Annotated in this window: 16 protein-coding genes; 5 read left to right on the top strand and 11 right to left on the bottom strand. The window is 59.1% G+C overall.

The genetic code is table 11. The annotated features are described in order from the left end of the window. Nucleotides 1-306: 306 nt before the first annotated feature. Entirely contained in the window at nt 307-2,088 is a 1,782-nt protein-coding gene (locus BGE01nite_RS21940; protein WP_146853712.1) for a glycine--tRNA ligase, read from the top strand. A 392-nt stretch (nt 2,089-2,480) separates the two neighbouring features. Here BGE01nite_RS21940 and BGE01nite_RS21935 read toward each other — a convergent pair whose 3' ends face one another. Both BGE01nite_RS21935 and BGE01nite_RS21930 read right to left on the bottom strand, forming a co-directional pair. Then, the gene (locus tag BGE01nite_RS21935) at nt 2,481-3,131 is read right to left on the bottom strand and encodes a hypothetical protein (RefSeq protein WP_146853710.1); all 651 of its coding nucleotides are present in this window, start codon (nt 3,129-3,131) and stop codon (nt 2,481-2,483) included. Nucleotides 3,132-3,190: 59 nt separating this feature from the next. After that, nucleotides 3,191-3,757, bottom strand: coding sequence for a hypothetical protein (locus tag BGE01nite_RS21930; RefSeq protein ID WP_146853708.1), 567 nt, complete (start codon nt 3,755-3,757; stop codon nt 3,191-3,193). 320 nt (nt 3,758-4,077) lie between these two features. Here BGE01nite_RS21930 and BGE01nite_RS21925 point away from each other — a divergent pair, with 320 nt between their 5' ends. Then, on the top strand, nt 4,078-4,491 hold the full coding sequence (locus BGE01nite_RS21925; protein ID WP_146853706.1) for a YqhG/Tai3 family protein: 414 nt from the start codon (nt 4,078-4,080) through the stop codon (nt 4,489-4,491). A 264-nt stretch (nt 4,492-4,755) separates the two neighbouring features. On the opposite strand, the gene BGE01nite_RS21920 is transcribed toward BGE01nite_RS21925, so the two are convergent. The 3 genes from BGE01nite_RS21920 to BGE01nite_RS21910 all read right to left on the bottom strand — a co-directional run bounded on the left by BGE01nite_RS21920 (nt 4,756) and on the right by BGE01nite_RS21910 (nt 7,831). Next, the gene (locus BGE01nite_RS21920; RefSeq protein WP_146853704.1) at nt 4,756-5,394 is read right to left on the bottom strand and encodes a hypothetical protein; all 639 of its coding nucleotides are present in this window, start codon (nt 5,392-5,394) and stop codon (nt 4,756-4,758) included. Nucleotides 5,395-5,675: 281 nt separating this feature from the next. Beyond that, nucleotides 5,676-6,218, bottom strand: a complete 543-nt coding sequence (locus BGE01nite_RS21915; RefSeq protein WP_218033065.1) for a hypothetical protein — start codon at nt 6,216-6,218, stop codon at nt 5,676-5,678. Nucleotides 6,219-6,520: 302 nt separating this feature from the next. Beyond that, nucleotides 6,521-7,831 (bottom strand): hypothetical protein, encoded by a 1,311-nt coding sequence (locus tag BGE01nite_RS21910; protein WP_146853702.1) that lies wholly within the window; start codon nt 7,829-7,831, stop codon nt 6,521-6,523. A 279-nt stretch (nt 7,832-8,110) separates the two neighbouring features. On the opposite strand from BGE01nite_RS21910, the gene BGE01nite_RS21905 reads away from it, so the two are divergent. Continuing rightward, nucleotides 8,111-10,627: a PSD1 and planctomycete cytochrome C domain-containing protein gene (locus BGE01nite_RS21905; RefSeq protein ID WP_146853700.1), complete on the top strand. Its 2,517-nt coding sequence runs from the start codon at nt 8,111-8,113 to the stop codon at nt 10,625-10,627. Between the two features lie 523 nt (nt 10,628-11,150). Here the strand turns inward: BGE01nite_RS21905 and BGE01nite_RS21900 are convergent. Further along, entirely contained in the window at nt 11,151-12,629 is a 1,479-nt protein-coding gene (locus BGE01nite_RS21900) for a nucleoside recognition domain-containing protein (protein WP_146853698.1), read from the bottom strand. 152 nt (nt 12,630-12,781) lie between these two features. Between BGE01nite_RS21900 and BGE01nite_RS21895 the strand changes: the two genes are divergently transcribed. Together BGE01nite_RS21895 and BGE01nite_RS21890 are read left to right on the top strand one after the other, a co-directional pair. Further along, the gene (locus BGE01nite_RS21895) at nt 12,782-13,738 is read left to right on the top strand and encodes a MerR family transcriptional regulator (RefSeq protein WP_146853697.1); all 957 of its coding nucleotides are present in this window, start codon (nt 12,782-12,784) and stop codon (nt 13,736-13,738) included. 264 nt (nt 13,739-14,002) lie between these two features. Continuing rightward, nucleotides 14,003-15,079 carry a thiamine pyrophosphate-dependent dehydrogenase E1 component subunit alpha gene (locus BGE01nite_RS21890; protein WP_146853695.1) on the top strand — a complete coding sequence of 359 codons (1,077 nt, stop codon included), beginning with the start codon at nt 14,003-14,005 and terminating at the stop codon, nt 15,077-15,079. Between the two features lie 778 nt (nt 15,080-15,857). On the opposite strand, the gene BGE01nite_RS21885 is transcribed toward BGE01nite_RS21890, so the two are convergent. The 5 genes from BGE01nite_RS21885 to BGE01nite_RS21865 form a co-directional block, all read right to left on the bottom strand. Next, nucleotides 15,858-21,605 carry a DUF11 domain-containing protein gene (locus BGE01nite_RS21885; protein ID WP_170266970.1) on the bottom strand — a complete coding sequence of 1,916 codons (5,748 nt, stop codon included), beginning with the start codon at nt 21,603-21,605 and terminating at the stop codon, nt 15,858-15,860. 769 nt (nt 21,606-22,374) lie between these two features. After that, a complete protein-coding gene (locus tag BGE01nite_RS21880; protein WP_146853691.1) occupies nt 22,375-22,845 on the bottom strand; it encodes a hypothetical protein in 471 nt (156 codons plus the stop codon). Between the two features lie 69 nt (nt 22,846-22,914). Next, on the bottom strand, nt 22,915-24,963 hold the full coding sequence (locus BGE01nite_RS21875) for a coiled-coil domain-containing protein (protein WP_146853689.1): 2,049 nt from the start codon (nt 24,961-24,963) through the stop codon (nt 22,915-22,917). A 23-nt stretch (nt 24,964-24,986) separates the two neighbouring features. Continuing rightward, a complete protein-coding gene (locus BGE01nite_RS21870; RefSeq protein WP_146853687.1) occupies nt 24,987-25,340 on the bottom strand; it encodes a hypothetical protein in 354 nt (117 codons plus the stop codon). 146 nt (nt 25,341-25,486) lie between these two features. Then, nucleotides 25,487-26,416: a hypothetical protein gene (locus BGE01nite_RS21865; RefSeq protein WP_146853685.1), complete on the bottom strand. Its 930-nt coding sequence runs from the start codon at nt 26,414-26,416 to the stop codon at nt 25,487-25,489. Between the last annotated feature and the right edge of the window lie 16 nt (nt 26,417-26,432).

Here is a 26,432-nt window from a genome sequence, read left to right as displayed (position 1 = left end):
ATGAACACGAATTTTCCAAGCCTCTGAGGAAGCACTGAATGATTAACCGCAGATAGCGCGGAGGGCACAGATGGCCCAGGCAGAAGACCTGGCCCATCGAGGGCTTTTGGATTTGTTCAGTGTTTCCCTGAGGGATGGGGCATTTGTGTCTATGGGTGTCCATTCGTGGTTTGAGCGTCGTAGGACGAGGGAAGGGGAGAATGAGCTTTCCCTTGCGGAAGGGGCCCTCAAGCGCTCCCTTCGCACCCCTTTTGCCGGGGGCATTCCAGCCCTTTGGCGCAACCCAACCCATACGTTACCATCCTCATGTCCACCGACGCCAAGACCCAGACCGCCCTCATGGAGAAAATCGTCTCCCTCTGCAAGCGCCGCGGCTTCATCTTTCAAAGCAGCGAGATCTACGGCGGCTGCGGTGGTATCTGGGACTACGGCCCGCTGGGTGCCGAGCTGAAGCGCAATCTGCGCACGGCCTGGTGGAACACGATGACTCGTGAGCGTGAGGACGTGCTCGGTCTCGATGCCTGCATCCTTATGAATCCGGCCATCTGGAAGGCCAGCGGTCACGTGGACACTTTCGCGGATCTGATGCGCGAGTGCTCGCTCACGAACAAGCGTGTGCGTGCTGACCATGTGGAAGCGCAGGCTGGCACAGTGCTGACTTACACCGGCGCGCAGGCTCCGAATGGCTGGCGCTGGGATCGCGCCATCAGCGCTCTTTTGAAGAATGGCGAGCACATCGAGTCTTTCCGCAAGCGCATCCGCACGCTGATCGCGCAGAACGCGGGTGAGTCTGCTGGCAAGCCTGAGGAGATCGAGCTGCTCAACGAGACCAAGGGCGAGACGCTGGAGAAGACCGTGGACTTCCATCCGGAGACCGGTGGTGCGCTGGGCGAGGCACGTCCGTTCAATCTGATGCTGAAGACTTACCTCGGGCCGACCGCGACCGAGGCGGATGTGACGTATCTGCGTCCGGAAACCGCGCAGGCCATCTTTGCGCAATTCAAGAACGTCTTTGATTCCAGCCGTGTGAAGGTACCGTTCGGCATCGGCCAGATCGGCAAGGCTTTCCGCAATGAAGTGACGCCGAAGAATTTCACGTTCCGCAGCCGCGAGTTCGAACAGATGGAGCTCGAGTTCTTCATCAAGCCTGATGAAGCCGTGGAGATCATCAGCGGCGAGGTGGCGAAGTGGAGCGAAGGCGCTGACCTGAGCGAGCCTCAGCCTAACTGGGGATGGGAACTCTGGCACCGCTACTGGGTGGACCAGCGCACGAAGTTCTATGAAGGTATCGGCCTCGGTGATGTGCTGGAATACTACTGGCAGACGCCGGAAGACCTGGCGCACTATGCGCGCGCCTGTGTGGACATCCTTTGCGAATTCCCCTTCGGCACCGAGGAGCTGGAAGGCATCGCCGCGCGTGGTGATTTCGATCTCTCCGCGCATCAGACCGCCAGCACGAAGTCCCAGGAGATCTTTGACGAAGAGCTGAAGAATGCTGCCGTGAAGCTCACGGACGAGCAGAAGGAAGCGCTGATCCAGAAGCGTCTCGCTGCTGAGGCTGCGAAGGTCAAAGGCGCGCCGATGCCTGAGGCGGCGGTGCGTGCGTGGTTCGAGCGTCTCTTCAAGGGCAACTATGTGCCGCACGTGATCGAGCCTTCCGCAGGTCTTGATCGCATGGCGCTGGCGGTGATTGCGAAGGCTTTCAACGAGACCGAGAAGGTCGATGAGAAAGGCAAGAAGGAGACCATCACCGTGCTGCGTCTGCATCCGCGTGTGGCGCCGATCAAGGTCGGTGTGTTCCCGCTGCTGAAGAACAAGCCTGAGCTGGTGGCGAAGGCGCGCGAGGTTTATGCTCTTTTGAAGAAGCACATGAACTGCTTCTACGATGAGACTGCCTCCATCGGTCGTCGTTATGCGCGTCAGGATGAGGTCGGCACGCCTTACGGTGTGACCATCGACTTCGACACGCTCGGCGAAAAAGGCCCTGAGCTGCTGGACACGGTGACTCTGCGTCATCGTGACAGCAATGAGCAGGAGCGCGTGAAGATCAGTGATCTGCTCGGGAAACTGCTGCCGCTGGTGTCGTAAGGCGCAAGAGGTTTTTGAGTGTAGCGGAACTCGTGAGAGTTCCGAGGCTTGGCGGAAGACTGACGTCTTCCGCTTTGCTGTTTTTGGGTCTGACGATGTTGAGTGCGGGAAGAAGGTCTCGCCAGAGAAGCATCATTCGTTAGGTGGAATGTGTCGGCTGACGCTGACTTCTCGCCCCCTTCCAGGGGGCGGTGAGATCAGGAGCGCGTGTTGTTGGTGTTCCGGGGGTTCCGCTCGTTCCTCGCTGCACCCCCGGCTACCAGCTTGCGAGCCTCCGGCTCGCGATAGCCGACGATGGCTGTGTTGGTGTGGTGGGCCCGTGGGAGTTTCGAGGCACTGTATGCGATGCCAGCTCGATGCTTTATGTGCGGTGATGATGTCTGAGGCCGGATTCATTGTGTGATGGGATGATCGGCCGGTTCTGGAAGCTGGCTGATGATTTGTCTCAAGGGCTTCTCCAGCGATTCTGTTTGAGCTAGCGTCCTCAAATCTGAAAGCTGAGACCTGGTCCGGAGAATCTGCTCGGCGCGTCGCTGAGCCAGATGGGGCGATTCGCGATAGTCTGGATCCCCAGGGGGCAATGCACTCCATTGCATCCAATTCAAAACACGAGTCCTGTCTTCCTCGGAGCCACTGGTCCAGAATGCGGATCCATCACGAGCGCAAAGCTCAATCATTCTGGCTGTGCCCGCGACAATCTGAACGTATATTTCATCTGTGGCGATGTTGTTGATGCCCTTCGCCTCGATGGATCGAATGACATGGTCACGATGGAGAAGCATCACTCGCAACACCTCCTGGGCACAGACATGAAAGACTCCGGGGTCCTCGCTGTCGATTGAACCGACGTGGTCAATGCGGCACTGGAGATGCCAGATGTGCTGGTAGCCGACGAACTCGTCCCAGCCTGTGATCGGATCATCGACAAAGTTGTTGAGCAGATCACCGAGGGAACAGAGGTGCCATTGAGCAGACCATCTTGGCAGTTCTTCACCGTTGAAGAAGAAAGGGTAAGGAACGCCGCGGTCGGGGTAGTCGGTCATATGCTTCTGAGCAGAACGTGTGGTGAAGACGAGGCTTGGAAGAAGACTCACGTCTTCCACTACCCTGCGCTGTAGGGTATCCACGGAGTGTTTTCAAGAACGGCCAGATCATCCGAAAACATCGCATTTAAAAAGCTGCTGAAGTCGGGAGCGACCAATCCCACACATCTGTCTTCAGGAGGAATGTCCGAGGTTGAGCCGTCCAGATAAACACGACCGCATTCATCCATGAGGATGCCCAGAAACTCATCGCAGAGAAAGTCTGTTTCGCCCACCAAATAGAGTCGAGTCCCAACGACATGGCCGAGCACGACGGGGACGGGGCAGTCATATTCAGCGACTGGGCCCACACGTATGTGCCGACCTTCCATTCCGATGGTCAGGCCACCGAAGGAGCAAAACACCTCGTGAACACCATCAGGTGGCGCAACTTCGAAACGGCTCTCATAATCATTTAAGTCCTTGGCATTCCAAACACGTTCATCATGCCAGCCTGCATCGACCAAGTTGAGGAGTGCTTTATCACAAAATGTGGCTCGAGTCTTCTCGCTCAGTGAGGACAACAGTGCCTGCGCTCGAATTCTGCGCTCATCCCGCTCGCGCTCTACATCGTGATAGTTGGTCATAGGGACGGGTTTCTGCGCATGGTGAAAGATCGTTAGGTGTGGGCAAGTGGTTTGCGCTGACTTCTCGCGACCTTTCAGGTCGCGGGGGTGAGGAGGGGGGACGTGGTTCGGTGTTCCGGGGGTTTCGCTCGTTCCTCGCTGCACCCCCGGCTACCAGCTTGCGAGCCTCCGGCTCGCGATGGCGACTGAGGGGCGACTGGGGCGGTGGTGATGTGGAGGAACTTGTGAGAGTTTTGAGGCTCAGCCACAGGGATGGCGGAGGCTGGGAGTCTTGGGAATCGAGATGGACAAAAGCAGAGGGGGCGTTTATTCGGGCAGGTATGAAGCGATTCCTGATTTCAGTCATCGGTGTCTTTTTTGCGTTATTCACGTTCGCTGCCGATGAGCCGGGCAAGGCTGTCGAGGTGGCGCAGGCTTTCATCGACAGTTACATCCAGGACGCGAACCGTGGAGGTGACTCGGACCCGAAGAAGTTGATCCAGAAGTCGCCCCACGTCACGGAGGGGCTCAAGAAGGCTCACGCGAAGGTTTACGCCGAGGACGTGGTGGATGCGGATCCTGTCCTCAATGCACAGGACTATCCCGACAAGGGTTTCAAGGTGACGACGGTGAAGGTGGAGGGTGAAAAGGCCCAGATCACCTATGCCGCGCGTGAGGAAGGCTGGGAGCCTCTCAAGGCCCAGATGGTTCTGGTGAAGGGGAAATGGCTCATTGCGCACATCGGATCACTTTGAGGCTAGCCTGGCTCATGGGCAGGCGCGAGGAGGAGCGTGTCCTGGGGTGCAGATTTCCGGGCCGAGAGCATCATTCGTTAGGTGAGGATGCGTGGTTGCCGCTGACTTCTCGCCCCCTTCCAGGGGGCGGGGGTGATGAGTGGGGATGTGGGTGGGTGTTCCGGGGGTTCCGCTCGTTCCTCGCTTCACCCCCGGCTACCAGCTTGCGAGCCTCCGGCTCGCGAGGGCTGACCTGGGTGGCTGCAATGTCGAAGAGACCAACGTTTAGGCTTGAAGATGCTCACTTGGTTCATCTTGCTGCTCCAGTGCCCAGTTAATATCGGCTAGTTGATGCTGCTCGTGCTGGGTGAGCGTTTGCGCCAGTTCATCCAGGCGTGCTTTGATCTCATGAGGGGAGGGGATTTGGAAGAAGCCGAACTCTTTGAGGTAGGAGTCGCCGTCGGAGTCAAAGGACTCTTCTCGGGCGATGATGATGTCTCCGGTGCCGTCTTGGTGCTCGTGGAGGGTGAGGTCTGCCAAGGCCTCGGGCGGGTAGCTGGAGAGCTTGGCGGCTACAAGGATGATGGCGCGGCGGTCAGTGATGACGTAGACGGTTTTGAGGGCCTGGTGATAGGTCCAGAGGGGCGTGCCGAACATGAGGATGCCGATCAGGATGAAGGGCACGCCGAAAAGGCAGAAGAGGTCTTCGAAGGAGCTGAGATCCGGCATCTCGAAGCCTGCGGCGGCGTAGGTCCAGAAGAGGGCGAAGGCGGTCCACGGAATGGCGAAGATGAAGGCCTTGGTGGAGTTGGGGGTGAAGTAGCGCGGGATGGGCATGTCCATCCACTGGATGCGCTCGCCCGGTTCGAGTTCGAGATCGATCCGGGATTGGAGGTCTCGGGGGATGGGGCGGGAGGGGTGCATAACCAACTATCCAGCAATCATGGGCGATGGTGATTCCATTTGGCAGCCGGATTTGGAGTCAGGGTGGGAGATCATCGAGGCCGCACTTCCTGCTCATCATCGTGGTCGGCGGGATGTGGCGTGTGCATTGGGCAACTCCTCCGGAGTTGATATTGGATGAGGTTTTATCGCTGTTTACCAGGGGTTTCGCGCTCCCGCTTCGCGGGATTGCTTCACCCCTGGCTACTCATGGCGAACCACTCCGTGGTTCGCCAATCCATGACACGGTCAGGCCTTTTATCTCACTGCATCCCGGCCAGATCTTCCTGGGTGAACTGGCGGAAGGAGAGCTTGTAACCTTCGTAGACGGCGATGCCGTAGAAGAGGAGGTCCATGCCGTCAAAGGTGGCGCTGAGGATGCCGGTGATGATGTCAGGCGTGAGGCTGGCGAGGACGCTGGTGAAGGCCTCATGATTGTTTTCGGCGATGAACCAGCAGGAGGTGAGGAGATTTCCCGCGACGCAGCCGAGGAGGGCAAAGACGGCGCCGATGATGCCATAGACGGGGGCCATGCCGCGACCCATTTTGCGGACGAGCAGGCCGACGAGGATGCCGACGCCGATGGCCATGAAGCCGATCTGAAACTTGGTGGCGATGGTGATGGCGGCCCAGGCAGCGGCGCCACCCACGGCTCCGAGAATGCCGCCGATGAGAGCGCCGGGGAAGCTCTGCTGGCTCTGCATGCGCTGCACCCAGGCGGCGGCGACTTGGGGATCCACGGGCTGGCCCTGGGGGGCGTCAGGCTGGGTGGTGTCAGGGGAGGGGTAGGGGTCGGGAGAGCTCATGCGCCGGCAGCTTGAACAAGGCCGGGGCTTTTGGGAAGCAGATTTTCTTAGGGTTGTGGTGAGGAAGGTCGGGGGATGAAGATGGTGTGGAAATGGTTTTGGTTAGGCGGGCTGATATCACGCATTTCTAGAGAAACCGCCGAAGGTCGGGTCGTGGGTGAGATCGATGCTTCCAGCGTCCCTCTGGGACGCATTTCTGATTGGGATTCGCGCGGTGGATGTCCGGTGGTTCTCGGTCGCTTCGCGACCTTCACCACCGGCTACCGGCCATCGAGCCTCCGGCTCGCCAAACCGTGGTAGAACTAATCGTTTGGGTCGCTCTGCTCGCCGAGGGTGCTGGAGACTTCCAGCGGGTGCGCGGGTGCGCCACCGCCCACGCCGGCCTCGGCGGGGTGGCTGCTGCGGAGTTTCTGCGCGTGGTCACGTGCGTCTGCCTTGTGCTTGAAGTGCATGCCCAGGGCGACGATGCCGGCCAGGAGGATGATGGCGGCGCAGGCATAACGAATGATGCGTCCCCAGCCGCCGCGCTCGATGATGAGCATGGCCTCATGGTAGAGCTGGCTGTCCATGTGGATGCCGGGATAGCGCTTTAGCAGGGTGCGCGCATGCACCACGGCATCTGACCTTCTCTCGGTCTTCAGCTGGTTCATGAGGCGGGCGGCGCGGGAGACGCTCTTGCGCAGCTGCTCATACTGCAGGTCGGCGAAGCTGATGTTTTTGAGGGAGGCGAGGAGGTGCCGTGCCTTGTCGATATTGCCGCTGTGAAACTCGATCTGCGCCTCCTGCAGGGAACGGCTGTGGTAGCTGTGCAGCTCCAGCAGGGCCAGGGCCTGCGCCAGGACCTCCCGGGTGGATCTGACGAGGGGGTGATCTGCCAAACTGCCAGGCTTGAAGATCAGCGCGTGAAGGGTGTCAAAGCGGGTCACGATGTCGTCATCCGCCTTGAAAAAGAACTGCTGGAGGATGGCGAAGTCCGCGAGCTCGGGCAGGAGCTTGTCCTCATGCACGGCGGCGGCGGGCATGCGCTTTTGGATGGAGAGGATCTGCGGCGGCAGGTTCTGGCTCAGCTCCAGCATGCTGTCACGCACGCCTTCGAGCTCGGCCTTGCCGGGGATGCGGCCGACTGAGCCGGTGATGAACTGGCGATGCTCCGCGACTCTCTTTTCGAGATCCTCGACAGTGCTCATCCATGAGGCGAGCTCGCGCCATTTATCGTAGACCAGCTTGCTGGGATCACGACCCTTCCAGTGGACTTCCAGGAGCTTGTCCGCCTGTTTCCGCTGGGCGGTGAATTTTTCAAAAGCCTGTGCGCTGGCGAGGATGTAGCGGTTTTGCTGGAGCACGCTCAGCCGGCAGATGACCACGGCCATGCGGTAGTCGAAACGCGGTGAACGGGGTGGTGATGACCGGCCGCAGGCATTGGTGATGTCTTCCAGTTCCACGCCGGTCTCGGCCAGCAGGATCTCAATGAAGCGCTCCTTGGACTCGCTCATGAGAGCGCGGACATCCTCAGATCTCAGGTGGCGTCCGCCATCATCCGTCCAAGGCAGGCCGGGGCCCTCCGAATGGAGAGTGGAGGCGGGCGGCTTTTCAGATCTGTGGGTGGAAGGCATGGAGTCGGGAGATGGCCTGAGAAAAAGAAGCGGGTCGGGAAATTTTAATAGCGGGGGCTCATGATACGCGAAGGCGCGATGAGATGCCGCAAAGAAGTAACCCTTTCGGGTGATATTATTTCACCCGACCCATTCCTAAGGTGCTGGCCGGATGCGGTTTGCAGCTTTCCGGCGATGATGAGGAGGGGCGGCGAAGGGGGATGACGCAGGGAGCGGCCAGGAAAGGCATGGAGGCGCAACTCTTTCCGGGGAGGGGGGTTAGAGAGAACCAGCTTCCCCATGACTATGAAGGTTCTTGCTTATCTCCTGATCGTGCCTGCCGCCACAACCTGGGCGGCTGATGAGGCCGTGGCGAATGCCCATGCGGGCATTTCCGCGGACCAGCTGAACTTCTTTGAGAAGAACATCCGCCCGGTGCTGGTGGAGCACTGCTACAAGTGCCACTCCACTGAGTCTGAGAAGGTGAAGGGGGGGCTGACGCTGGACACGAAGGCGGCGATGGTGCTGGGCGGCGAGTCCGGCCACGCGGGTGTGACGCCAGGAAACCTAACCGAAAGTTCGATCTATGAGGCGCTGACCTGGACGAATGATGACATGCAGATGCCGCCGAAGAACAAGCTGCCGGCGGATGTCATCGCGAACTTCAAGAAGTGGATCGAGATGGGCGCGCCGGATCCGCGTGAGCAAGCCGTGAGTCAGGCGGCGGGTGGCAAGCGCCAGATCAACATGGACGAGGGCCGCAAGCACTGGTCCTTTCAAAAGCCGGTGAAGCATGATCTGCCGGCGGTGAAGACGGAAGGCTGGGCCAGGACGGATGTGGATACCTTTGTGCTCGCGGGTCTGGAGAAGGCGGGGCTGCGACCTGTGAAGGATGCGGACCGCGCCACGCTGATCCGCCGTATCGCCTATGATCTGACGGGCCTGCCACCGACTCCGGACGAGGTGAAGGCGTTTCTGGCGGACACGTCAACGGATGCGGTGAAGCGCGTGGTGGACATGTATCTGGACTCACGCCGCTTTGGTGAGCGCTGGGGCAGGCACTGGCTGGACATCGCGCGCTATGGTGAAAGCAGCGGCAAGGAGGTGAACGTGCTCTATCCGCATGCGTGGAGGTATCGCGATTACGTGATCGAGTCGTTTAACTCAGACAAACCCTATGACCAGTTTCTGAAGGAGCAGCTGGCCGGGGACCTGATGAAGTTTAACAACAAGCATGATCAGGCGGAGAAGATCGTGGCCACGGGTTTCCTGGCCATCGGCTCCAAGGGGCATAACAACCGCGACCGACGCCAGTTTGCCATGGACCTGGTGGATGAGCAGATCGATGCGACCTCGCAGGCGATGCTCGGTTTGACGCTGGCGTGTGCGCGCTGCCATGATCACAAGTTTGATCCGGTGACGCAGCGGGACTACTATGCGCTGGCGGGGATCTTCCTGAGCAGCGAGACGCTCTTTGGCACTTACAGCCAGCTGCAGAACCAGAACTCCAGCACACTGATCGAGCTGGACCGCGGAGCGGACATGGTGTCAGCGCTGGCCTCCATCTCGCCGGCTGAATATGAGAAGCTGAAGAAGCTGCATGCGGATGCTTCCACGACGGCGGAGAACATCCGTGAGCAGGTGCGCGGCATGACGGCGGCAGACCGCACCAAGCAGGTGGCGGCGAGCTTTCTGCGCATCCGCTCATCGTTTGATCGTGCGGAGTCTGTGCGCGCGGATCTGGACCTCTTTTATAGTGATGGCACGCCGCGCTATCTGGCCATGGGTGTGCTGGATCGCGAGCGGCCAGTGAACAGCCCGATTTTGGTGCGTGGTGACATCAAGCAGCCGTCTGATGTGGTGCCGCGCGGGCTTGTGGAAGTGCTCTGCGCGAAGGGTGAGCCGCTGAACATCAGCCAGGGCAGTGGCAGGCTGGATCTGGCGTGGTTCATTGCCTCCAAGGACAATCCACTCACCGCGCGCGTGATGGCGAACCGTGTGTGGATGAAGCTCATGGGCAGCGGCATCGTTACGACGCCGGACAATTTTGGCATCATGGGCCAGAAGCCCACGCATCCGGAGCTGCTGGATCATCTGGCGCTCTCCTTCATGGAGAATGACTGGTCCGTGAAGCAGCTGATCCGCAGCATCATGCTGAGCCGTGTGTATCAGATGGGCTCCACGTATAGCGAGCAGAACTTCGCGGTGGACCCTGAGAACAAGTGGCACTGGCGCATGAGCCAGCGTCGGCTGGATGCGGAGGTGATCCGCGATGCCATGCTTTTTGTTGGGGGTGGATTGAATCTGTATCCGGTGGATGGATCGCCGGTGGCGCGTGCGGGTGAGGGTCGCGAGGGCATCCTCAACATGGCGCGTGAGCTGCAGTCGAAGCCCTACAATTTCCGCAGCGTGTATCTGCCGATCGTTCGTGACCAGATCCCTGAGTTTATGAGTGTCTTCGACTTCCCGGATGCGAGTCTGGTGACCAGCGAGCGCGACAACACGAATGTGCCGAGCCAGAGCCTCTTCCTGATGAACAATGCGCAGTCCATCAGCGCGGCGGATGCCTTTGCGAAGCGCATTGGCGAGCATCCGGGGACGTCCCAGGAGAAGCTGACGTATGCGTATCAGCTGGCGTTTGGCCGTGCGCCGACGGTGGATGAGCTGACGGCGATCAAGAATTTTTGGAGCCGGTTTCCGGATCAGGCCGTGGAAGGCAAGCAGACGAAGGAAGCGAAGGACTACGCGCAGAAGGCGGCGATCTCGGCGTTTTGCCAGAGCTTGTTTGCGAGCGCGGAGTTCAGGTATTTGAATTGAAGTTGGTTAGGTGGATTGGCTCTCCAAGGCAGTTTTTAACCGCTGATAGGACGCTGATTAGACGCTAATAAAGAAGAAATAACTGTTCTGGGATATTAGCGTCCCATTAGCGTTAAATTAGCGGTTAAGAAATTCTTAACCAAAGAGCATCCGGCCAAAGGTCTCATGGAGCGCGGATCTCCGAATCCGCAGCCGGGTTGCAGGCACGCAGAGCGCAGGCTCCTCGAGGAGCTTGAACGAGACGAGGGATGCGCGCGGCTTGCAGCTGCCCGCGAACAAGCCTTCGAGCGGCGATTTGGGGGGGAGCGCTGGCTATGATGCTCGTTCTACCTTGCTGCGGATTCGGAGATCCGCGCTCCAGTGGCGCTGCATAGCTTCACACTCATTTGGTTAGGTGAGCCGGTTCTTGTGGCAAGTTTTTAACCGCTGATAGGACGCTCATTAGACGCTAATATCCCAGAATTGATTCTGACCTGTCTTTTATTAGCGTCCCGTTAGCGTTAAATTAGCGGTTAAGAAATTCTCAACCAAAGAGCAATCTCCCAAACGCCACGGCGGCGACCATGCCGATGAAGTCGGCGGTGAGGCCGGCCATGAGGGCGTGGCGGAAGCGGCGGATGCCGACGCTGCCGAAGTAGACGGTGAGCACGTAGAAGGTGGTCTCGGTGGAGCCATACAGGATGGCGGCGGTGAACTTCACCATCTCGCTGAGGTCCGGGCGCGTGAGGATCTCATTCAGGATGCCTTGGGCACCGGAGCCGCTCAGGGGTCGCATGAGGGCGAGGGAGAGGAGCTCGACCGGGAAGCCGAGGAAGTTCAGCATGGGTGCGAGCGCATACTCGAGTAACTGAAACGCGCCGGACTCTCGCAGGATGGCCAGCACGGCGAGCATGGCCACGAGGTAGGGCATGATGCGCACGGCCACGGCGAAGCCTTCCTTGGCGCCATCGACAAACTCCTCATACACCCGCACGCCGCGTGCCCAGGCCACACCGACGGCGAGGATGAGGATGGCGGGAATGGCGAGACCGGAGGCACCATCCATGACACGTCGCCACGCGGGAGGTTCGGGCTTGGTCACGGCGGTGGCAGCCGCGGCTTTGGCTTCTTCTTTCTTTTGCAGCAGGGTGGCTTCAGCGTCCTTTTTGCGCTGCTCAGATTTCGCGATGACGGAGGCGAGTCCGGATTTTTCCAGCACGGTTTTGCGCCATACGGGAGGTCCGAGTTCCAATGCGGAGACGCCGATGAAAAGCACGGTCAAAACCATGAGCCATACCCGCGCCTTGCTGGAGAAGCGGAAGGAGGTCTTGGGCATCTCCACACTCACCGGAGCGGTGGTGGTGGCGGTGGCTGCAGCGCTGGCGGTGGCGGCGGCATCGGGAGGTGTTTCCACTTCATCGGGCTGCGGGGTGAACTGCGGGAGCCTTTGAAAACTCTTCGCGGCCATCACGGCACCAATGGAGGCACAGGCGGTGGCGAGGATGGTGGGGACGATGACTTGGTAGCTATTGCGAATGCCGGCTGCGTTGAGGAAGTTCATCGCGGACATGGGGATCAGCGTGAAGGCGCCGGTGTTCAGGGCGAGGAAGGTCACCATGGCATTGCTGGCGCTTTGCTTGTGCGGATTCAGCTCCTGCAGATGGCCCATGGCTTTCAGGCCGAGCGGGGTGGCGTTGTTCGAGAGGCCCAGCATGTTCGCGGAGAGGTTCATCACCATGGCGCTCATGGCGGGGTGACCGGTGGGCACGTCCGGAAACAAGCGGCGGAGCAGGGGAGAGAGCAGACGCACCACGGCCTCCAGCACGCCGGCTTTTTCCAAAAGGCGCAGCACGCCGAGCCAGAACATCATCATGCCTGCCAGCGGCAGCGCGATGCCCATGACGGCTTTCTCCGCGCCTTTCATGGCGGCATCGATCACGCTGGCCTCGCCGGACACCCTGCCGATCAGGCCGGCGACGATCAACCCAACAAACAGTAGTGTGGCCCAGATGTAGTTCAGCATGGCAAAAGGCAGTGTGTCAGTGTATCTTATGCGCTCGTCACGACGTAGACAAAAGTGCTTGCTTGCAAATGGGAGCTCGGGCAACCCCGCTTTCCATTTAAATCCATCTCCCGTCCGGTCTCCCTCCCCCGCCAGTCCCTCGATCCTTGCCAATGCCCATTCCGATCCAGATGGCCAGCCAGCTCAGTGGTCTCAATCCCCATGTCATCCGCATTTGGGAGCGGCGCTACAATGCCCTGAATCCGAGCCGCACCTGCACGAACCGGCGCATGTATTGTGAGGAGGCGATCGAGCGGCTGAAGCTGTTGCGCGAGCTGACCGAGGCGGGGCATCGCATCGGCAATGTGGCCCGTCTGGGCACCGAAGATCTCCGCCGCCTGGTGGACCAGCAGCTGACCCGCACAGCCGCCCCTGTGGCGGGTTTTACGGCCACTCACGCGATCAGTTTTGTCGAGGCTGTGCCCTGCCTGGAAAAGCCGCAGGACTTCATCCAATGCGCGCTGGAAGCCTGCGGCGCGTATGACACGGACCGCCTGCGCCGCCTGCTGCTGCGCGCCCGCCAGCAGCTGGGCCAGCGGGGCATGCTGCACCAGGTGATCTGCCCGCTGCTGGAGCATATGAAACAGGCCGCAGAGGCCGGGGGCCTGCGCCCGGCGCATGAATGCATCGCCACGTCCGTGATCCGGGAGATGCTCATGCTCCCTGTGCCCGGCAGCCAGACGGCCCCGAACGCGCCGGAGCTGATGGTGGCCACGCCCTGCGGAGAGCTGCAGGAGATCGGTGCCATGATGGCCGCCGCCTCCGCCCGCGACCTGGGCTGGCGAATCACCTACCTGGGGCCGAATCTGCCGGTGGAGGAGATCGCCGCCTGCGCCCAGGCCCGCCGCGCCCGCGCCGTGGCCCTGAGCGTGGTCTACCTGGAAAAATGCCCCGTCATTGAGGAAAAGCTCCTCCGCCTCCGCCGACTCCTGCCGGAATCCACCGCCATGATCGTGGGCGGCAAGGCAGCCTCCGGTTATGAGCAACTGCTCGCCGGAGCGCCCATCCACTGGGCGCATTCCCTGTGTGAGCTGGACCAGATCCTTTTGCAGGTGGCTTCGCGGGGGTGAAAAAGCGGTGATTTTTTTAACCGCAGATAACGCAGAGGGCTCAGATGGACTGAAGGGGAGGCCTGCTTGACTGTCTTGACCCTCAGGCCTGGTTTCCCCGGCCCGCTTCCTGAGAAGCACTGATTTTTAACCGCAGATAGCGCAGAGGGCACAGATGGTCTGAAGGGGAGGCCTGCTTCCTGCTTAGCGAGACAGGGCTTTTTAGCCTCCCCGCCCTCCCCGCTTGCGCCGGGCGCATCCATCGTTACTCTCGCCGCCCACTTTATGGCCCTCGCAAAAGACCCCACGCCGAATCCCGCCGCCTCCCCGATCAATCAGAAGCTCACCGCTGACGACAAGATCGAGCTCTACCGCAAGATGGTCCGCGTCCGCCGTTTTGAGCAGGTTTCCCTCCAGCATTACCAGGCCGGTCGCATGGGCGGCTTCCTCCACCTTTACATCGGCCAGGAGTCCGTGGCCATCGGCTGCGCTTCCCTCATGGGCGCGAACGACCACATGATCACCGCTTATCGTGACCACGCCCACGCCCTCGGCGTCGGCATGAGCATGAACGAGTGCATGGCGGAGCTTTTCGGCAAGGCCACCGGCTGCTCCAAGGGCAAAGGCGGCTCCATGCACTACTTCGCCCCGGACAAGAACTACTGGGGCGGCCACGGCATCGTCGCCGGCCAGACTCCTCTGGGCCTCGGCCTCGCCTATGGCCTGAAGTTTCGCGGCCTCAAAGGCGCCGCCATGTGCTTCCTGGGTGATGGCGCTGTGAACCAGGGCGCCTTCCACGAGTCCCTGAACCTCGCCGCCCTCTGGGACCTCCCGGTCATCTACATCATCGAAAACAACGGCTACTCCATGGGCACCAGCCAGGAGCGCTCCTCCGCCTATGGCAAATGCCTCGCCGAGCGCGCTGAAGGCTACGGCATGGCCTGGGACCACTGCCTGGGTGAGAACCTCTATGAGGTCCGCGCCCGCGTGGGTGCCGCCCTCGACCGCGCCCACAACGAGAGCAAGCCCACGCTCATGGAGATCTCCACCTACCGCTGGGAAGGCCACTCCGTCGCCGATGCGAACAAGATGAAATACCGCACCAAGGACGAGGTGGAGCGCTTCCAGCGCGATCACGACCCCATCCAGGTGTGGAAAGCCGTCCTCATCGCCGAAGGCGTCGCCACCGAGGCCGACCTCAAGAAGATCGACCGCGAAGCCCAGGCCGAGGCCGACGCCTCTGCCGAGTTCGCCAAAGCCAGCCCCTATCCCGAGCCCGAGTCCATCTTTGAAGACGTCTACTGGGAGACCGATAACAAGACCGAAGCCAGCGAGATCGGCCGCCACTTCTTCAACGACTAACCAACTTCGCTTTCAGTCCAGGTCCGCAAGGACTGAAGACCACCCAAACCCAGAGCGCGCCCGCTGATGAAGCTGGCGCGCTTTTGTTTGGGAGTGTGGTGCGGGCGTCACGATTGCACCCCATTGGACCTCGCCACCTCCGCCCTGACCTTTACCCACAAAATGGCAGTTCGAGACGAGTGCCATGGATTGGAGAACCACGGAGTGGTTCAAGACAGAAAGTCGTGATGCCGAAAAAGTCAGAACTTATGGGTAAAGCTCAGACCTCCGCGAACGCCATCTGCCCCGAACGACACAGGTCGGAGACAGTCGGATCGATCCTTCTGAAGGGGCACCGCAACCAACCGTCAACAATCGCCAACAACGGCAAACGGATCCCTCGAGCCTGGATCTGCTTTGATGAGCCTGGATTCGCCCGCAGCACCTTCGTGAAGCGGGCGTTTCTCCAGCCTGGACCTAATGCCGCTAAGCAATCCCGAGTTTAGAGCCTCGAAGAGGCGGCACTCCTCAGCCCAGGCTAACGGCCTGGGAAATGCGCCAACGCAACGTCGGTTACCCGACCCTGAGGCCTGTATGGCCGACACTCGACGCCGGACATCGCAGCGGCAAATGGACCCGAGGAGGCGAGTGTCGCACCTTCGGCGCTCTGGTTCGTTGGTGAGTGCAAAACGTGCTGAATCCCAGGCCGCTGGCCTGGGCTAAGGAGTGTCGGGCCCTTGGCCCTCAAGGCACAAGATAACAGCCATCCCCTATTGCTGAGCGGCATTGGATCTAGAGCTTACGGAGCCAGCAGGACACCGCCATTGTGACTGAGGACCTGGCCGCCGTTGTGACTGAGGATGCCAGCGGAACTGCTGGTGCTGATGATCTGAGCGCGGGACAGGTTCTGGATGATACCTGCTCCGGCGATCTGTCCGGCCAGGATGCTGCTGGCACTGTTACTGATCAGTCCAGAAACAGCGGGAGCGGTGAGGTTCATGCCCCCAGCGGCCACCAGATTGCCACCCCCTGCGGCGACGAGGTTACCACCGCCCGCAGCGACGAGATTACCACCACCGGCAGCGACGAGGTTGGTAGTGGCCAGCTTGAAAAAGGAGCCGTCCAACCCGAGCAAGGAGCCGCCATCCTGGCCCACAAGAGTGCTGCCATCATTGCCCACGAGGTTGCCACCTCCTGCGGCCACGAGGTTGCCACCTCCTGCGGCCACGAGGTTGCCACCACCCGCGGCCACCAGCGTGGGGCCTTTGAAGGAAACCACACCCAGGCTGGCGCCGTCATTGCCCACAAGAGTGCTGCCATCCATGCCCACGAGGTTGCCACCACCGGCAGCCACCAGATTGCCACCGCCAGCGGCCACAAGGTTGGCGGCATTGTTCAAGGCCAGGCCTTTCAAGACGGAGTGCGGGTTCCAGGTTTGATTCGAGGCGTAGTTGGTGTTGATGCCCGTGATGCTCACGTTTGATGCCGACTCGTGAGACACCGTCACCCGGTAGGCGTCATCCGACATGAGGATGTTGCCATCCAGCGCGTGAACGTAGTCCAGGCCACCGATGGCGGCCACACGGCGACCCTGGAGGGGGATGATGACGCTGCCGTTGGAGAGCTGCACGATGTCTGCACCGACCACGCTCAGGTAACGGGAAGAGCCTTTGATGAGATGCTCGTTGGCCGGCCGGAGTAGTTTGGCCACGGCCTCGCTCAAGCCGTTGAAGATGGGTCCCAGGACGCTGTTGAAGATGTCCGTGAAGAAGTTAGGCCGCTGGATGCCCATGCACATGCGGATGGCCGTGCGTTCGGCGGAGTTCTGGCTGGTCACGCTGAGGCTGCCGTCCTCGATCGTGTTCCCCTGGATGCCGCCCGCCACAATGAAGTGCAGCGACACTGCGGCCATGGTGTGCGGTGCCATGTCCAGCGTCTCGATGGTGAAGGTGCTGCCCGTGACTTTGGCCACATCGTTGCGCTCATAGAGGTTGTCCTGCGCAGGAGTGTCTCCGGTGTAGTAATAGACCACGGGTGTCTGGGAGTCGAGCGTGATGCCCGGCGGGATGGCCATGGTGATGAGCCCGCCCTGCACCATCGTGCCGGTGGCGTTGCCAAAAAACACGATCATGTCAAAGGCCTCATTGGGGCGCACACTGAGCGGATGGATGCGGCCGAGGAACAGCCGTGTGGTGTTCTGGATGAGCTGGCTGCTGGTGATGGCCTGGGCGCGAGGCGCCACGATGGTGGGCTCGATCACGACCAGGCCGGAGGCCGGTGTGATCACAGTGGTGCCCACTTTGGCATGACTCATCTCTGCCTTGACGGCATAGGACTTGATCTTCAGGAAGCCTTCCTTGTCATAGCTGGTGGTCGGCAGGGTTGAGGGCATCTGGAGCTCCAGGCCCACCGCGCCCGTCTGGCCGCCCCTGAGGTTGCCCAGCTTGAAGACGATGGTGGTTTCCGTGGCGGTGACTTTGTAGATCGGCGCGGACTCGCCGCGGCGGAAGGTGGGGCTGGTTTGATCCGGAAGATACGCTCTCAGGGCACGCAGGCTGGAGCCCACCGGCAGGGCGGTGTTCACCATGCCGATGCGGGGTGCGGGAACGGCGGCGTCTGCCACCACCGTGAAGGGTTTCGGCACGGTGACGGTGAGCAGGTAGTCCTGCAGCGGCACAGCGGACAGGCCTCTGACGTCATAGCCGATCTCCAGTTTGAAGCGCTGCCCCAGACCTGGGTGCAGGTCCGTGTTCGTGCCGGCCGTGATCACAGGCTGATTGATCTGCAGCGGCCGTGAGATGATGCTGGTGAGCTTTTCCGGAGTGGCGGTGCCGCCAAACCGGCGGTTCTCACACCAGATGGCATACCCCTGATACGTGACACCGCCGACGGGCTTGGGAATGATGGCTCCATCCGCACGACTGACGATGGGACTGCCCTCCGTGCCGGTGGCGATCACGTCATACGTGAGCTTCCCGCCGGCCCCGGCGCTGAGAAGGGCCACCTTGTATTCAAAGAAGCGGGTGTCGGTAAAGGCATCGTAGCGCTTGTTGCCGTTGGTGTCGGTGTAGGCGGTCTCCTTGGCGTCTTTGAAACCATTGCCGTTGGTGTCGGTGAAAGGTTCGCCGCCGCTGGGGATGACGTGACCTTCTTTGGTCAAAAAGGTAAACCCGGCGGCCGAGGCGAGGGGGGTGTCATTCAGCCGCATGAAGCCCACGAATGTGGTGTTCGCAGGGATCTCCTCACGGATGGTCACGTTCCTCGCCATGGCTGGCAGACGTGTGTCCGGCGGGGTCTGCGGCTGGGGGTAAAGTTTGTTAGCCCATTTGAGCGTGTAGGTGATGCGGGTGCCTTTGTGCGGTGCCGCCACGCTGCCCACTCCTGGCAGCGTGGTGTTGAGCAGCGCCGGATTGGGCTGGCCATTGGGCAGGCGGTCCACCACGGGGGTGAGGCTGCCAAAGGCCTGGCCATCGGCGAAGGCCGTCTTGGTGAGAGAGAGGTTCGGAGCGCGGACGAGGTAGGGGTAGTCACTCAGGGAGAAGGTCACGGGCACCACGGAGGCCGCATCGTAGAAGGCCTTCAGCACCTTGGTGCCGGTCTTGCCGGTGATGTTGTAGTCATTCACGCTGATGGTGTTGGTGACGTAAGTGCCGTTTTCGATGCGGAAGGACTCGAGGTCATACATCACACGCAGCGCGAACTTGATGGTCCGCTCCTGGGTGGCGAGCACGCTGCCGACATTCCAGGTGATCGTGCGCTGCTTCCCATAGGCCACGGGAGTGACGGCGGGATTCGTGGTGGAGTCGCTCACGTGGCTGCCGGTGAAGTCGAAAGTGACCGGGTCCTGCAGGGCCACATATTCCAGCGACATGCCGTCCGGGATGCGCAGGGTGACCACAGCACTGGTGATGGTGGCAGTGCTCCTGTTTTTAGCCTTCAGGGTGTAAAACACCGCCTGTCCGGCGCTGAGCACACCGGCTGAGGTCGGCGGCTCATATGGAGAGGCGCTGGATGTGAGTGTCAGGCTCAGGGCGGAGAAGATGTTGGTCACCACATCCTTCTTCGGCAGCACATTGGGATTGCCCGAGAGGGTGAAGAGATTGTCCGGCGGCAGTTCATCGGACTTCAGCTCCATGCTGGCGGCGGGCATCGTCACCTTGCCGGTGGTGGTGTCCTTGACCTGCACGCGGATCTCTTTTTCCATGGTGCCTCCAGGGGCCAGCGTGGGGAAGGCCCAGGTGAGTTTCTTGATGGTCAGCCGGTTGGCAGAGGTGACCACCGTGGCCAGATCCGCCGATGTGCCGCCGATCAGTTCCGTCCCGGCCGGCACGGGCAGGCTCACCAGCACGTCTGTGGCAGGGCCGGTTCCGGCGTTCTCGAACTTCAACTTGTAAGTGATGATCTCCCCGGTGACCGCCGTCTTCCCGGTGGTGTCTGAAGGGCTGGAAACCTTCAGCGAGGCAAACTTCCAGATCGGCCCGGGGGTGATCGCGATGGGGCCTATGGTTTTCAGCACGCTGCTGATCACGGGTCCGGGCGTGGACACACGACCCTGGCCTTTGGTGAGCGTGCGGAAGTGGATCGCCGTGCCCACAGGCAGGACTGGGGCGGTGACGGTCCAGTTCTTGGCGGTCTTGCTGTAGACCGCCGTCTGGTCATCCAGGTTTTGCCAGCTCAGTGGGTCGGCGGGTGTGGCAGACCACTGCATGACCATCTCCGGAGTCGGTGTGCCGCTTGGAACCGCCATGGTGATGGTGAACTTGGCCACCTGGCCTTGCTTGGCCGTGGTGGCGGAGGCTTTGGTGCCGATCACGTAGGTCACCTTGGAACTGGCCGGCATGGCCTGCGGCGTGGGAGGCAGCGGCGGTGCTCCGGGAGCGGTGATGCCGATGGGGTCCGTGCCGCTCTCGCCCAGAGCCTGCACTCCAAAAGCCTGCCCCGGGCTGTCGCCATAGCCTGGAGCCGCCGCCACCACGCGGAAGCGATAGTAACCCGCAGGAATGTCCAGGAACGGGATGAACAAGCTCCATTCACCCTCGCCATCATCCGTCATGGCATTGGTGCCGCCGCCAGCGTCCAGGTCATGCCATTGATCGGGCGTGGTGGCGTCAGCATACTGCACGCGCAGGGCCAGGCCCTCAGTCGCTCCCTCGTAGTGGGTCGCAAAGGTCCAGAAATCCTCCGTCATCGGCGGGGAGGCGGTTTCGATGGCCAGGGATGCCGGCGCAGGCAGCACCGCAGCGCGCACGATGAACACATCGAACTTGGTGGTATCAAAGGAAAACTCTCCCCGGGTTCCCATGAGGAAGTCCACCTGGTCTCCAGCGGTGAGATCCAGTGTTTTCACGGTGCTGCAGCCACCCGCATCGTTCATGGTCTCGCTGAAGACCTCGACGCCATTCACCACGACATGCGCGGAGAAACCATTGCCACCATGACCATCGATGTCCTGCCAGTAGGGCATCGCTTCGTAGCGGCCTGTGGCAGGGGCAGTCCAGCGCACGACGGGCAGCGTGCCGCCAGCGGTCGGGCTGATCAGCATCTCCCGCGGGCCGATGGGAAGATTGGGGCCGAAGCCAAAGTCATAGATGTGCCCGGTCGTCGCGTGGGTATTGCAAGTCACGGCCGCGTCACCGGCCTTCCAGCCCTCCATCACATCGTCAGACGCACCGCCGTTGGTGTGCTGGGCTGAAGCGTTGGTGAAGACTCCCAGGGCCGTGTCCGCGATGGTGGTGCGGTAGCCGTAGGTCCATTGTGGCACCGTGCCATTGGGATTGAGCAGCTCATTGGCATTGCCATCCGGCTTTTCATTGGTGGCCAGGTCACGCCCGCCCACCCACAAGGCCGCAGGGTCATCCACGGTGGTGACGAAGGCATTGAAGCGGGTCGCGTCATAATCGTTGCCAGCACGTGTTCCGAGCAGAAAGTCCACGGTGTCACCCTCAGCCAGCGTCAGCACCCGCGCATCCGCTGCGCCGTTGCCATTGTCAAAGGTGTAAGCAAAGACTTCCTCACCATTGATCACGGTATGCGCCGTGCCGCCATCTCCGCCGCCCCAATCGTGGTCCTGCCAGTAGGCGGCGATCGCATAGGTGCCAGCCCGGGGCGCCGTCCAGCGCACCACCGTAAACCACAAGTCATAGCGCGGATGCAGCACCATCTCTCCTGGATAGATGGGCCGCGGCCCGAGGTAGCCAGCCGGGACGCTGCCCGTATTGACCCCGACCAACGAGTGGTCAGACGTGTTCCAGGACTTGACGGTGCCATTCGCAGCACGCTCGGTCGGCCCAAAGAGCTCCAAGTCCGTGGAGGCCGCCGTGGCACGGTCTCCGTAGCTCCACTCTGGCACCGCGCCGTTCGGATTCACCGGCCCGGCGGCTTCATTGGCCACCATGTCACGACCCGCCACCCAATGCCCCGCCTGCGCCACCGAGGTCAGCGCCATGAGCATGAAGGCGATGGATTTCCAGAGAGGAGCAGAGGGTGAGCGGCGGAGAGCGCCGTCAATCAAGCGCTGGCAAGGCCGGGAAAGCGGGGTTTTCTTCATAAAGCTGGGCATTCCAAATGATTAACATCAAAAAGGCCGCGGCATTAACAAAAAACGAGCTAAAACCCTCGCAGCGAGACTTCTGGGGCGCATCCGTCCCGTCGGACCTGTCTCCCTCGATCACGCCGCCAACCTGGATCTACTCGGATCAGGTCGGATTCGCCTAAACCTCGCCATGTATCGGCTGCCTGCGATCTTCGAAGCCTTGGCGAAGGAGATACGTAAGCCTGCCGTTCTTTGAACCCGCGAATCGCGCGTCCACCTTCGCCACCTCTCCGCGCCTCCGAGCAACCCCAGGTCGGATCAGGTCGGATTGAGCCGGATCAGCCCAACGTGGCCACCTTTCTCCGAAAGGTGAGCCGAGGACTCTCGAACCACCCCTCAGCTTCAAAAAACAACCTGGATCTACCTGGACCAGGTCGGATTCGCCTGAACCCCTCCATGGAGCGGCTGCCTGCGATCTTCGAAGCCTTGGCGAAGGAGATGCGCCAGCAGAGTAGCCATCTTGCTCCGCAAGATGAGCCACCGACCCTCGCCATCTCCATCCACCCTCAAACAACCCCAGGTCGGATCCAGTCGGATTGACTCGGATCGGCCACCCTTCTGAAAACAACCGCAAACTACCGTCAACGACAGCAAACAACGGCAAACGGCTCCCAAGACAAAGGCATTTCATGGTCTCCCACCCTGCCGCTTTCCAACTCCGCTGAAAACGGACCCAAGCGGACCGTTTGGACAAGGTTGTGGCATATGGAAGAAGAAACGAAACCTATCGTTTTTCGACCAAAAACTGATCTACCCAAGCCCACGCTTCGGCTTCGTTGGAACCATAGCTGCGATTCAGTGATTGAACGAGTTCTTCATTTCGTTGGTGGGCAAGGTGTGACTCCACTTTATGCATCGCAATAATTAGAGGGTCCGTTGATCTAGGCTGCGCAGGTAGGATCACAGGTGGTTGTGATGCGTGCAGAAGCTCATGTCTCACCACGTCACGAAGGACATTCAACGGTGCATGTTCCAACAGAAATGATCGGAACAAAAAGACGCTCTTACTGACTTCCAAATTTGCAGCAACCCTCACATCGGAAAATTTGCCGTCGAAGGCTGTGTCAATCAACTCATCAGAAATGACGAGGGTAGGCTTATCGCACCTCCAGTTAGACAGAATATTCTCTTGGTGCTCAAGACGCAGAGTTTGAAATACCTCCATGAAGAAATCATGAAATTCTTCTTCTGTCATAAGTCATCTATCAATTATTTGTTAAGCTTGCGGAGTCAGAGTCGTTCCGGCTGGGAATTGGTGTTTCGGCTATGCTTCAGGGCCAGTGTTTACCGTGAACGTTTCGCGAATCCCCACTGGTTTCAAAAGCCTGTCATCATAGTTCAACTCCATTCGGCTGTGAGGAATATCGCGCATGAGTTCTTCAATAGCTTCAGGCCGATCGCTCGTTGCAACGATAACCTGCTGCCCAAATTCTCCTGCCCTGGATAGCCTCTTGAGAATTTCGGCAAAATCTTTCCACTGCATGTTTTGTTGTCTCGGTTCGTCGAGCAAAAGCAGCCCTGGATGGTTCGTTGGATATGTTCTGGCTACTTCAAGTAGTGCAGTCGCATAGGCTGCAATTATTCTGACCAGATCGCTGGCGGAGACCGAATAGCCCAAATCAAAACCTTCCCTCTTCGGTCTGTAGTTCTCATGATCGATTTTGACCGTCTCCAGCGGGAAGCTGTCGAAACCAAACTCGCTAAGTGCGGTTATGAACCTACTAAAAAGCTCAGCTAGTTTATTCAGATCGTCCTTTGTCCGTTCTTTTGACTTAAGCTTTTTCAGATTGGCTTGAAGCTCTGTCCAACGTTTTGCCAATGGCGGAAATGCGTGGATTATTCGCTCGAACTCCTCCTTGGCATTAATTCGTTCACTCAACCGCTGATCTGTCACGACCCGTTCACGAACGGCGGCTTCTGAGGGGGCAATCCCAGAACTCACTAAAGTGCGTTTCAAATATCGAATCCGTGCACGAAGTTCATTTGAGTGATTCACGACTGCATCGATACGGCGCTGGAGGGCCGCAATAGCTCGATTCGTCTGTGCATGGATCTTGTCTAGTGTCTGCCGTTGTGCGGCAAGATAAGCGATGTTCTCATCAATTCCCATCACCTCTTGCTCAAAGGTCTGGCTTAACAATGCGTCTTGAATCTGTTGGCGGCAGGTAGGGCATTCATGGTTGGTAATCGATAGCGTGTTTGCCGCACCGAAATCACGAAGCTTTTTGGTGTCTTTGTTGCGCACAAGATCTTCCTCCACTGTGGCGAGCCGGGTCTCTAGTGCCCCCAAATTCACTTTCTCTCCTTCCAACTCATCTTCAAGGGACCGCCATATTGATTCTGCTTTAGCCAGCTCTTCCGTAGCCTCGGATAGCTGATCAGCTAGTTCGTTCGAAGCTTCATCGGCAGTCGGAATCTCAACTGAATCTAGCCTCTCGAGTGCGGCCTGATCAATTCTGATTGCTTCGTCTAATGATGTCTCAATGCCTTCCTGAAACGTTTCTACAAAAGGTGCTGGAACTGGTGGCCATTGAGCTTGCGGTGAGTGAGGTATTTCTCTCAAAGCACCTTTCACGACTCTAGCAATAACCTCCAATTGAGTTCTTGTCGTCGACCACTGCTTCGTCAATTCGTCAGTCTCCTGCTCCAATTTCTCCTTTTCTGAATCAGTTTTGCATACATCCATTGCGAGAATGAACTCGATCGCCTTTTTTTCGACTTGGCGAATTCCGAAAACCTTGGGTGTTGCGGCCTGAATTCCCGTCCAGCCTTGGCTTTGTTCAATGAAGAATGTTGGCATTAGGCATTCGGCATAAAGTGGGCACAAACTGCCGTCATGCTGCATCACCTGCGGCAGATCCCATCCAACAAATTCTGCTAACCAGTGGCCAAACCCCGCCTCCCTTTGTGCCGAGCCAGGATCTCGTGCAAAGTAGGATTTTGATGCCTGGGGAAGGCTATCTTGGCTCAATACGCTACCCTCCCATACATCAATCACTCGACGATCCTGACCTCCTTCTCCGGCTACTTTTCTCCTCAGCGTTACAACGCGCCCGCTTTGGTTTGCGATTTCCAAATACACCCAAGATTCAGCGACATCCCATTCATTCTCTCCATCAGTGAGTCTTGTGGTCATCGCCGGTGTTAACGGAGCGACGTTTATTTGACCGAACATTCTTTCCAATCCGAGTGCGTAAATGATGGACTTGAGCGCCGTGGATTTCCCTCGGGTGTTGTGGAGGTGAATAAGCACCAGTCCATCCGTGAACGGAAGATCTGCTCCATACTCCCCATTTATGGTGGAGGCTCTCAAGCGAAGGTGTCGAAGTCGTAAACTCATAAGGTTGCTTCCCAGTTCAATAATTGCTCAACACGATCGTTAGTTACTCTCTGTCCGCGCAGAGCTTCGGCAAAGGCTTGTTCCTCAACCATGCAGTCTGTATCTGCGATGATTTGTGATGCGAGAGCAAGCCCTCCCGGCTCAAGTTGCAATACACAAGTTTCAGACCTCACGTGAGCCGAAATAAGTTTTTCAGCGATCGCATATTCTATTGCTCGGTTGAGTGAAGGGTCTATTCGCAAGGGAACATCACCGAGATGTCTGTTCCCTTCCAAGAGTCTCAATAGACGTTCTCGCGATTCGTGATTGCTCGCACCCGAGCATACCAAATGCGCCTTTTTGAGCGGCATGGATCCAGCACGTCCGACACGGTGCAGCATAAGCAACAGAAGAGATATGCGCCAAACAGGCCTCAACTCTGCCGGCAGTGGCTCGGATCGCACAGTGAATGTAAAGTCCGCAGTGATTCTATTGCGGAGATTGCGATTCCCATATTTCATGACGTTGTTGCGCTGGGGAAGTCCAAATTGCAGTTCTGTAACCATTCACCCACTAGCCCTTCTGCCAAAGCCTCTGCTCCCTGCTTCTCCAAATTTGGAACGCTTTCGGTCATCGCGGCAGCTACCATATCACTGATTTTTTGAACCGAACTTTGGGAGGGGTTTGGTGAACCAAATTCCCTGCCTAGCAGTCTTTCTCTTCCCAACTTGACCTTTCGAAGCTTCTCCCAAGCCTCGGCAGAGCGCTGGCGGAGTTTCTCAAGTGCATTATCGGTGCAAATCTTCCGCTCAATCCAGTAGCGTCTATATCGCGCGATGTCCGTCTCTTTCGTGAGCATCGTGAACAGAGGGATTTTACGATTTAGGTTCTGCACTCCTGAATTATTGGTAGTCTCCCAATCATCGATGTCATCTGGAGCTACATCGGAAAGGTCCACGTCCAGCTTTGATATTAATCTGTTCTCCTCGAATCTCTGCTCGGCCAGATAATCGTCACGGGTCTGAACTAGGATTGCAAAATCGTTGGCGACGTATGGCAGTCGCGCCGTATGAACCACTTCGGTTTTTGCTTTAGCATGAGCAACCAATTCGCGACTTCTGAAGTCCTTCACAACAAAGCAATATCGGCGAGTTTGAAATCCACTTGGTAGGAGGCGCTGTAACTTGACCGAATTATCTACAAACTTGCCAATGTCCTCGGTTAGCTTGTCGCGTTGGTGCTCATAGGTGGTCTTGGTGTCATAAGCAGCTTGAACCGCGTAGCATTGGTAAACATTGTGATCAATGTGACAAAAACCTTCAATTCCCGCATCTCCTCCATCACTTGCTGGAATCGCCTGAAAGTCGTTGGGATAGCGTATCCTCAACCAGCGCTTAACGTCAGCTTCCCATGTATTACCGTCTTCGAGACTGAAGTTGTGACTCATGCGCGCGTTCGGGAAA

Origin of the sequence: Prosthecobacter gellanilyticus, from assembly GCF_007992435.1 — a bacterium.
Taxonomy (GTDB): Bacteria; Verrucomicrobiota; Verrucomicrobiia; order Verrucomicrobiales; family Verrucomicrobiaceae; genus Prosthecobacter; species Prosthecobacter gellanilyticus.
This window is presented reverse-complemented; position numbering and strand designations above follow the sequence as displayed.